6 protein-coding genes are annotated in these 10019 nt (G+C 39.2%); 2 read left to right on the top strand and 4 right to left on the bottom strand.

Annotated features, from left to right (window positions below):
* Window positions 1-711 precede the first annotated feature (711 nt).
* From RAO94_12790 to RAO94_12805, 4 genes are all read right to left on the bottom strand, one after another.
* Complete coding sequence (locus tag RAO94_12790; protein MDP8323217.1) at window positions 712-1857, bottom strand: GNAT family N-acetyltransferase; 1146 nt, start codon at window positions 1855-1857, stop codon at window positions 712-714.
* Between the two features lie 325 nt (window positions 1858-2182).
* Window positions 2183-4363 (bottom strand): patatin-like phospholipase family protein, encoded by a 2181-nt coding sequence (locus RAO94_12795; GenBank protein ID MDP8323218.1) that lies wholly within the window; start codon window positions 4361-4363, stop codon window positions 2183-2185.
* 13 nt (window positions 4364-4376) lie between these two features.
* Entirely contained in the window at window positions 4377-4937 is a 561-nt protein-coding gene (locus tag RAO94_12800; GenBank protein MDP8323219.1) for a flavodoxin family protein, read from the bottom strand.
* Between the two features lie 21 nt (window positions 4938-4958).
* Window positions 4959-7991 carry a T9SS type A sorting domain-containing protein gene (locus RAO94_12805; GenBank protein ID MDP8323220.1) on the bottom strand — a complete coding sequence of 1011 codons (3033 nt, stop codon included), beginning with the start codon at window positions 7989-7991 and terminating at the stop codon, window positions 4959-4961.
* 293 nt (window positions 7992-8284) lie between these two features.
* Between RAO94_12805 and RAO94_12810 the strand changes: the two genes are divergently transcribed.
* Both RAO94_12810 and RAO94_12815 read left to right on the top strand, forming a co-directional pair.
* Complete coding sequence (locus tag RAO94_12810; GenBank protein MDP8323221.1) at window positions 8285-8737, top strand: hypothetical protein; 453 nt, start codon at window positions 8285-8287, stop codon at window positions 8735-8737.
* A partial coding sequence (locus tag RAO94_12815; GenBank protein ID MDP8323222.1) for a RecQ family ATP-dependent DNA helicase occupies window positions 8734-10019 on the top strand: 1286 nt, incomplete at its 3' end. The genes RAO94_12810 and RAO94_12815, both read left to right, overlap by 4 nt.

The following is a 10019-nucleotide window of genomic DNA, read 5'->3' on the forward strand; positions in this document are numbered from 1 at the left end:
ACTTTTTCTCAAGTTTTAGCATAATCTCATTTTCACTTCTAATAACGGTGCCAATAGAACTGATTTTCATTTCTTCAATCAAAAACTCCTTTATTTGAAGTCAATTAAAAAGGTCAGGAAAGATCTGTCTTGATGCTAATTGCTGAAAAAGTCATTTTTATCAGCTAAATGATAGAAAAAATTGAGAGATATTGCTGATCTCTATTTCTGTCACAATTTCATTTTCCGTTAGAAAATTCTTTTAATAGACTTGATTAAAGTGGAATTATCTAGTATTCGTGCTCCAGTAGATTTATCTTAAGCAGTTTAATTCTCAGCAGTTCACCTCTATTTATGAGAATTTTTACAGCTTCACTTACTTGAATGTAACTGATGGTGGAATTTTAAAAAAAACTTTATCCTACCTTCTTTGAGAAAATGAGAAACTTGTTAATGAATTAGAAGATAAATATCTTTTCCTATTGTTTTACTAAATTCATAAAAAGTTCCTAATATACATAAACAGACTATTATTATAACTATTATTGTTAATACGGGATACCTGCTTCTTAACTGAGATAATTCACTTTTTAAACTCATTTTTACACTCCTGATATTGATAAAAATTTACCTTTGGACAATACCTGAAATAATAAGGACTTATAGAACTACTTTCTCAGGCCAGGGATTTTTTGTCCTGTTCACTTTTCACTTCTCACTATTCACTTTGTCCTAAAGATGATCTTGAGTGCTAATGCACAGAGGTAAGGGAAACCATAAATTCAAAATATTAAATTCATCAGGTAAATTTGAAATATGAATTGGAGAAACCGGACCGAAAACTATTCTATGAAATTCAGTTAATTGGAATGAATGCTTGGCATTAGCATCTGTTTTTTTGCAGATTATCTCATTGTCTGAGACAATTATTTGTAAAGTTCCATAATCTTTTACTTCTACTGTTACCTGGTCATGAGGAAGTTTTATAGTTTCATTTTTAAGTAATAAGAATGCAGTAATTACCCTCTCCAAATTAAATATTTGCCAGTTTCCTGAAGCATCTATCTTTCTATCTTCAACAATTGAATCCAATTTTCTACTAAGATCAAAACTCATAGATCTTATACGTTTCCAGCCATTGCTTAGATCAGTAAGTGCTTTAATCATCATAAGTTCAATATCTGCTGTCAGTGCATTTATTTCTGTAATAAACGATTTCTTCTTATCGACAACAAAATATCCAACAATTTTATTGTCGATTTTTCCTATATAAAGATCTGAATGGAAATCATGGCAAATATCAAAAAACTTCTCATTTTCTCTGTTAATATATACATCATTTTTTCTGTATATGTTATTTAAAGAGCTCAATATTTCAATATCATTTTTATAGCATAATTCTAATTTAAGTTTCTCGCAATCTATTTTATTATGTTTAAATGAACTTGTACTTATAGAATATTCATGCTCCATTCCACAGGCCTCAAAATTAAAGTATTTGTACCGATCTCGCTGACCTCCCAATAAAGCTAGATCAATATCATCACTTTTCATTTTGTCCACGGCGAACTTCATTAATGTTGTCATCATCCCCTTCCCTTTGAAATAAGGATGTGTGCAAACACCACCAATTTGGGATAATTTTAATGTTGTACCATTCACAATCATTTTTGCTGGGAAAATTCCAAGCATCGACCTGATTTTACCATTTTCTTTAATTGCATAAAATGATTTCATATTCTCTTCAGATTCTTTATAGACTGAAGGAATCATGCTGGGAAAATCATGTGGTGCAACATTCATGCTGAATGTCATATTCGACAGATCAATAGCTTCCTGAAAATCTTTTTTTGATAATTGTGTTACATTATATTTCATTTTTTCTCCAATATTATGCTTTATCCTGTTTTTTTAATCAATATTTTTCAAACAATTGTCCATAATGTTTGTGTCCCCGACAATTGTCGCGGATATTCCATTTAGATTCATTACAATAACCCCTTTTCTAATTTCAAACTCCTCATTTTCCCCCAAAACAATTTTATTTCCCTTGATTCAAGGTACAATACAGAACGAACTTTTTCTATCATTCCTGTCAAATAATTTCACTGTTTTAGAATATAAATTGTATTAAAATATCCAATAGATTAATTTTATAAGAGCCTTTATGAAAGAAGGTGTTTATCAGCAGGTTCGCTGTGGTTTAGAAATTATATCCTATGCTGATAAATGTGCTGATATCATCAGGATTCTGGTCGTTGCCCATCAGGGTAAACTCGATGGGTCCTATGGGAGAAAGGAATCCGGCAGTGGCAGACCAGCCTTGAGCATTAAAGTTTCGTTCAGGAACACCGTTAAAGTTTTGGATAACCCTGGCGGTATCATATCTGAGGATAAGGTATTTATCATGCAATGGCTGATACTGGAGCTTGAAGTAAGCAATATATGCTTCTTCGGCAGGAATTTCGCCAAAGTGGAATCCGGCAAGGGGTATTCCATTATTCTTTTCCGTGAAACCACCCACATAAAATCTTTCTTCATAGGGCACTTCACTGGCATCAGTAAATCCGGCGTAAGCTCTCATTGAGAGAGATACTTTATTACTCATGGGGATAATGGTTTCCGTATCAAAGGTGAAGCGGGTGAAATCTTTATCAAACAAAGGATCGTCCACATCGCTGAAGAAACTCTTTACTTCCATAAAAATGCGAGAACCTTCAGAGGGATAGGCAGCTTTATTTCTACTATCAGAGAGGAAGAAGCTGGAGATTCTGAGCCATTTGGACTTTTCATCAGTAACCCCCCATATAACGGGAGCGAAATCACTTGTGACCTTCACAATTCCGATATCAGCTGAAGCACCCAGGGCAAAGTTATTGGAGAAAATAGTTTTAATATCCAAAACCGTCCCGACATTTTCAACATTGAACAGAGCAATTTTTTCTCCCTGGTCATCGCAAAGATTTAAGGTGAACTGGTCATAATATGCATCCCAACCGAGTCCGATTCCTGGTTTCCAGCCAGTATGAATAAATTCATTCCAGCGGAAACCTTTGTTTTCTCCCAGTCTGGCATCAATAGTAATTTTTGATCCCTGGAAGACATAATTTCTGAAAGTTGTATTCAGAAGCATAGCGGCTTTCATATCACTGTCATAGTGGATACCAAAGCGGAAGATACTAGTGCTTTTCTCCAAAACCTTGATCGTGAGCAGATTACCTTCTGGAAGTGGCTGAAGTTTGTAAATAACCCTTTCAAAATAGCGTGAGCCATAAATCTGGGTGATAGCATTATCAATCTTATTAATATCAGTCCAGGCATTTTCCTTGATCCTGAGTTTTCCCATGACCAGGTTTTTGGAAACCATTTCCAGACCTTCTATCTTGATCTTTTTGATAAATATGCGGCTTACAGTTTTAGTTGTAATAGTGGGGGTTGGGGTAGTTTCAGGCAGTTCTATTTTAAGATCAACTAATTGATCTATAACCTTTCTGGCAGCTATTTCACCTAGAGCGATCAGGGAATCAGCTTTTTGGAAATCAGTGATACCATAATCTTCTACATCTGGCATAATGAGAATATTGCAGAGCCTTTGTTCCTTTTGAGTGGAATATGCACCTTGAAAACTGATCGCCTGCTCCATAATGCTGACCAGCGAACTGAGATCATCCCTGTTCCGCAAACCAGTGCCTACATCAACTCCAATAATGAAATCAGCACCCATTTTACGGCAGTCAGAAACCGGGAAATTGCGTACTAATCCTCCATCCACCAGGAGATTATCTTCATAAAGTACGGGAGTGAACATGGAAGGGATAGACATACTGGCACGAATCGCCTCCGGGAGAAATCCTGAATCGAGGACAACTGGTTCCCCTGTTTCGATATTTGTGGCAATACAGAGGAAAGGGATGGGTAATTTACGGAAGTCCCTGATCTGATGGGCACTTACAGTGAGACGGGTAATTAGTTGTGAAATATTTTGTCCGGCAACAAGTCCCTTGGGTAGTGAAACACCTAAACCCTTGATAGGAAAAGAGAGAGCATAGCGTCCGTCACTTTCCTTTTCTTCCAGGGAAATGCTATTGCGGGGAATAATATCAAATAATACATCATCCCAGTTCTGTGAAAGAACCAGAGTCTCAAGTTCTTCTGCGGAATATCCCAGACTGTAGAGAGCACCGATAATACTGCCCATACTTGTACCAGTGATATAATCCGGCTGAATTCCATATTCCTCCAGTACTTTGAGCACGCCAATATGAGCAACGCCTTTGGCGCCACCACCACTGAGTACCAGGCCTATTTTTGGGGGAGCTTCTGTCTGAGCATAGATCAGACAGCATGAGATCACAAATATGACGATTAAGAGCTTAAATTTCATCTAATTATCCTGTTTATAATGTAAGTGCTATCTCCTTAATATCAGCCAGCACCTTTTCATTACTGCTTAAGGGATTATCTGGCGTGTCATCTGAGCAAACACCATATCTCTGAGTGAATTCCATGCCAGTAAATTTTGCCATGGATGCCAGAGATTGTTCAACAAAATAAGCACCCGATGAATTATATTCAGGAGCTCCATACGTTGTGAGAAAAACCAGTTTCTTGCCCTTAAGAGCCCCAGCTCTAAAATCAAGTGCATATAACCGGTCGATGAAGGTTTTCATCTGAGAAGTCATATTCCACCAGTAGATAGGGGTGGCAAAAATGAGTACATCTGCGTCATTTATTTTGGGATAAAGATCCGTCATATCATCATTGATAATGCAAGTTTTAGTATCTGCTTTTTTACAGTAGAAGCAAGCCTGGCAGCCTTTGATATTCAAGTTTTGCAGATAGATGTTTTCCACCTCTGCCTCGGGATATTTCTTAACTGCTTCAGCAAGATAGAATGATAGAATTGCGGCAGTATTCCCTTCTTTATGGGGACTACCCAGAACTGCGAGTATTTTCATATATTCTCCTCTAGTAAGGAATTATTTAAGCAGGATCATTTTACGGATGGCTGAATAATTGCCATTTTGCAGGGAATAGAAATATAAACCTGATGCTGTTGGCTTCTCAAGACTATTTGTGCCATTCCAGATAATCTGATGATTACCGGCAGACATCTCTTCATCGAGAAGAGTTTTTATCTTTTGCCCTTTGATATTGTAAATATTGATGATGGTTCTGCTATTATCATCAGCAATTGAGAAATTGATCGTAGTTAGGGGATTGAAAGGATTAGGATAATTTGGCAGCAGAGCAGTAACCAGGGGAATATCAGACGGATCATTATCGGTAGTATAATATTCCACGATCTCAGATGCCTCTGACTCCATTCCTTCCTGATTGACCGTAGTCAGGTAGAAGCTGTAGCTGGTCTGGGGATAGAATTCATAATCGTAATCATAGGAAGTGCCTATAGAAGTATCAATGATCTCAAATTGTTCATCCTGCAGGGCAAAATAGATATTAAAGTGATCAAAATCAAGCATATCGGGCATATCCCAGGTGAGGTGAAAAATATATCCGGGCAAATCTTCAATAGTAAGATTTTCTGGAGGCAGAGGGTCAGGATATTCTATGTTATAATTCATTATTCCATAATCTGCGGGGTCAAAAATATCTAAATTATCATGGGGCCACCAGGCATCAAAGTCATGAGGATCAGGAGCGTTGTCATCCAGAACAAAAAGTCCTATTTTAGAGTAATTCTCCGGTCCCGGAGTGAGATGAGAAGGGTCATCACTCATAGGGATCATAAATTCAAAGATCACGCTGCCTGTTTCATCCGAAGCAGCAACCTGAGGATCCGGCAGATATACTACATCACCCACTCCACCGGTATTATAGATAGGCCGGAATCTAAGCTCATTTCCAGCTGCATAATATACTGCCCAGAAATTACCTTCAGTATTCTCGCCCACAGGAGGATACACTCCATCACCATTATCATCAATATATAGGGCGACTTCATCATGATCTTCCAGAATAGGATCATTTAAGTTAATAAAAGCACCATAAAATTCGGTCTGGTTGGCATTCATTTTCAGATAGCCCATCACGCTGCCAATAGGTTGAGGAGTGCTGTCATAACTACCCCAGAAATCTGAAGCATCAAAGCAAAATGCATCATCCCATTCCTGATCAGAAATAATTCCATCAATTACGGGAGTAGTGCCTACCGTAACATTCAGCTCTTCACTGATAAAGCCGGTACTGATCCAGCCTGTAGCTTCATTGGAATAAGGTGACTGATAACCTTCGGCAGTCATGGCAGTAACCACATAATAGTATTCCATCTCAGGCAGAGCACTGTCATCAATATAGTCATTCTGGGCAAAGATGATATCGAAGGGTTCTACTGGATAGGGATCAGCAAGGTTGAGTTTACGATATATATAATATCCTGGTGCTTCACCGGAGGCAGGAGAGTCCCAGTTAAGCGTAACTGTGATGTCTGTAGCCTGAGAGGCAGTAAGGTTGAGAGGAGGATCACCGTGAGGGGTTAGAGTAACATCGTCCATTTCGGTGGTTTCACCTTCAATCACAATACCATTGAAATCGGAGTATGTTTCATAGCCGGTTTTGCTGTATTCTATGGTATAAAGACCTTCCGGGATATTATTTATTATATAATCTCCATCTATATCAGTGAACCCATAATAATCAGTTAAACCTATTACTTCCACATATACACCGGAATTATCTTCTGCACCATCCAGATTTACGTTACCCGTGATGTTTCCACCACCCAGATCGCAGTCAATGGAATAGATATTACCACCTGAGCCCATTTCGCGAGCATGAACTGCTTTTCCGCCAGTTGTGCAGAAAGTGCCGTCAGCAGAAAGATCAACGGCAAACATAGAGCCGGGAGCGTCTATCGCAAATACGGGAATATTGCTTTGACGCCGGAAAAGCATGAATTCATCTCCTGTAGCCCCATAAGGTCCATAACCAGCAGCAGCCAGAACAGAACCATCAGCCGATAGATCTACGTCTATCACATAGTCACCGGCATTTTCATATACCCATACAGGGGTGGGAGAATAGATATTGAACAAGTATAGCTGACCGTTATAACCACCCGTAACGAAGGTAAGAGTTCCCACGGCAATTGTGCTGCCATCAGCAGAAATTGCCATTCCTCCTATCCAGTCAGAAGTTCCCCCGCCATTTACGTGAAAATGCCAGAGTTCATTATAAGTTTGCAGTTCCTCGTCATATTGATATACCCACACATAACCGGAATAATCACCATTGACTATGATGCTGCCATCTGCAGAAATAGCGGGAGGATTCTGATTATATTCCACAGTCTGGAAAATGGTTTCTCCTGTTTCTGTATCCATTACCCACATATTACTATTTCCCCCGCCATATTGAGTGAATATAAGAGTTGAGGCATCGTCAGACAAAGTGAGTGTCCCAGCACCTCCGGCAAAAGTGATGTCCCAAACTGGAGTGTCATCTCCGATAGTATAGCATTGAACGCCACTGCTGCTTTCTAATTCATTATAATAGGAGATAAATACTTCATCTGCAACTGCGCTTAATTGAATACCTCTGATCACGTAAGGATGGGTATATGACCAGGTGGGAGTAGAGGAATCAGGTGAAAATATCTTGAGAATATTGCTATCACCTACAGCAAGCACATCACCACTTTCCAGCATGTCAATAGGATAATCAAAATCGAGATTGCCTACAACGTGTTCCCAGTCAATGCCTCCATTATAATTAAAAAGCGAAACACGTTCGGTGTTCGTCTGCCAGCGTGCAAAAGTATTTTGGGTCGTCTCAGAAACCAGCACATCACCACAGATAGCTGCCGGATCAGAGGTCTGCCAGAGATCATCCAGCCTTAATTCTGGAATGTCCGGTGCCTGATAATTATCATCAATAATTGTATTAACGGATAAGCCATTTTCTGGTTCTGTGATCACCTGCTGCAATTGCACAGCAAATATATTCATAAAAATAAAACACATAAATATAACAACTAATAAACTTGTTTTCATACTCTTACCTCCATAACGTAAATCAGCTAAATTGCTTATTCAGAGTCAAGAAACTTCTTAAATCAAATTGAAGAATATAATCAGCATACAAAATATATTTGACTTAATTTCAAGGAAATTAATAAATAAATACTGAAATAAGTTAAGGTGTGAACATGCTGGTTTGTATGAGTAGAAGAGGGCGAACACATGGGTTCGTCCCTACCAGACTTGGGTGATAAAATATTCGTAGGGGCAGACCCATGTGTCTGCCCACATTCAGGAAGTAAATGTCTGCTCATAGTCAAGGAGATATGTCAGATCAAAACAAAGGCTTTATTATGAAATATGATCCCAAATTACACCATAGGCGTTCAATCAGGCTAAAAGATTACGATTATAGCCTGGATAGCTGGTATCATCTGACTATCTGCGTAAATATAAAGGAATGTCTTTTAGGCTCTATAGAAAATGAAGCAATGAAATTAAATCCTGCTGGATTAATGATTGAAAGCTGGTGGTTAAAATTGAAAAATAAGTTTTCTCATGTTGAATTAGGTGATTATGTGATTATGCCAAACCATCTGCATGGAATAATCCAGATATTTGACAATAATGATGGATGTCAAATTGACGATGAACACAAGGAAAATCGTAGGGGCAGACCCGCGTGTCTGCCCTCATCTGGGGATAATAATCTATCTCAAAATTATGGCAAACACATTATGGGCGAACACATGGGTTCGCCCCTACGGGTAAAAATATGAAAAATAAAATAAAACAGATTCTTAAATCAGTCTTTGGCTATGATGAATTTCGGGATTTGCAGGAAACTTTGATCATGAATGTGCTGGCAAAAAATCATTCATTAGGTGTTATGCCCACTGGCAGTGGGAAATCGATCTGCTATCAAATACCTGCCCTGATCTTTCCAGGACTCACTGTAGTGGTATCGCCCTTGATCAGTCTGATGAAAGACCAGGTTGATCAATTGCTGGAACTGGGAGTGAAAGCAACTTTTTTGAATAGTTCACTGCCACGCGTTGAATACGAAAATATTGTGTCTGGTATCTCCCGCGCACAATATAAACTGCTCTATATTGCCCCTGAAAGTCTGCTAACTGACCGGATCCTCTGGTTATTAAAAACCACTGATGTGAGTCTGATCACGGTTGATGAAGCTCATTGTATCTCAGAATGGGGTCATGACTTTCGCCCGGAATACCGCCAGCTTGCTGATCTGCGTGACCATTTTCCAAAGGCTGTTTTCCTCGCCCTCACTGCCACTGCTACAGATAATGTCCGTCTTGATATCGCCCGTATCCTCAAAATTGACTCGCCAAACGTTTTTGTCTCCAGCTTCAACAGACCTAATCTCTATCTGGCAGTTGAGCTAAAAACCGACGCCCATCGTCAGATCATGGATTTTATCAAAGATTTCCCCCAGGAATCTGGCATTATCTATTGTGCCACCCGCAAACAGGTTGATGAATACACTCATTATCTCCAGCAAAAAGGTCTTTCCGTGCTGCCCTATCATGCGGGACTCACTGATAGTCAACGCCTGCATAACCAGGAGAATTTCAGTCGCGATGATGTGCAGATCATGGTGGCAACTATTGCCTTCGGGATGGGCATCAATAAACCCAATATTCGCTATATTCTCCACACAGATCTGCCCAAAAATATAGAAACCTATTATCAGCAGATCGGACGTGCGGGGCGTGATGGTGAACCTGCAAGCTGTCTTCTGCTCTTTAATTATGGTGACCTGATCAAGATCAAGTATTTCTTTAAAGAAAAATCTGAAACTGAACAAGTGCACGAAAATAACCTCTTACAGCAAATGGTGCGATTCTGTGAAGCTGATGTCTGCCGCAGGCAGATACTTCTGCAATATTTTGGTGAAAACTACAGGGAACCAAATTGCCAGAATTGCGATAACTGCCTCACCAGTGATCAGGAAAAAACCGATCTGACCGTTCCAGTTCAGAAATTCCTCTCATGCGTCTGGCGGACAGGCGAACTCTTTGGGGCAAATTATATCAT

It is taken from the genome of Candidatus Stygibacter australis (genome assembly GCA_030765845.1).
GTDB classification, from domain to species: Bacteria; Cloacimonadota; Cloacimonadia; order Cloacimonadales; family TCS61; genus Stygibacter; species Stygibacter australis.

Coding starts and splice junctions, on each gene's coding strand:
- RAO94_12790 (MDP8323217.1), bottom strand. CDS start 1,857: ATGAAATATAATGTAACACAATTATCAAAAAAAGATTTTCAGGAAGCT.
- RAO94_12795 (MDP8323218.1), bottom strand. CDS start 4,363: ATGAAATTTAAGCTCTTAATCGTCATATTTGTGATCTCATGCTGTCTG.
- RAO94_12800 (MDP8323219.1), bottom strand. CDS start 4,937: ATGAAAATACTCGCAGTTCTGGGTAGTCCCCATAAAGAAGGGAATACT.
- RAO94_12805 (MDP8323220.1), bottom strand. CDS start 7,991: ATGAAAACAAGTTTATTAGTTGTTATATTTATGTGTTTTATTTTTATG.
- RAO94_12810 (MDP8323221.1), top strand. CDS start 8,285: ATGTCAGATCAAAACAAAGGCTTTATTATGAAATATGATCCCAAATTA.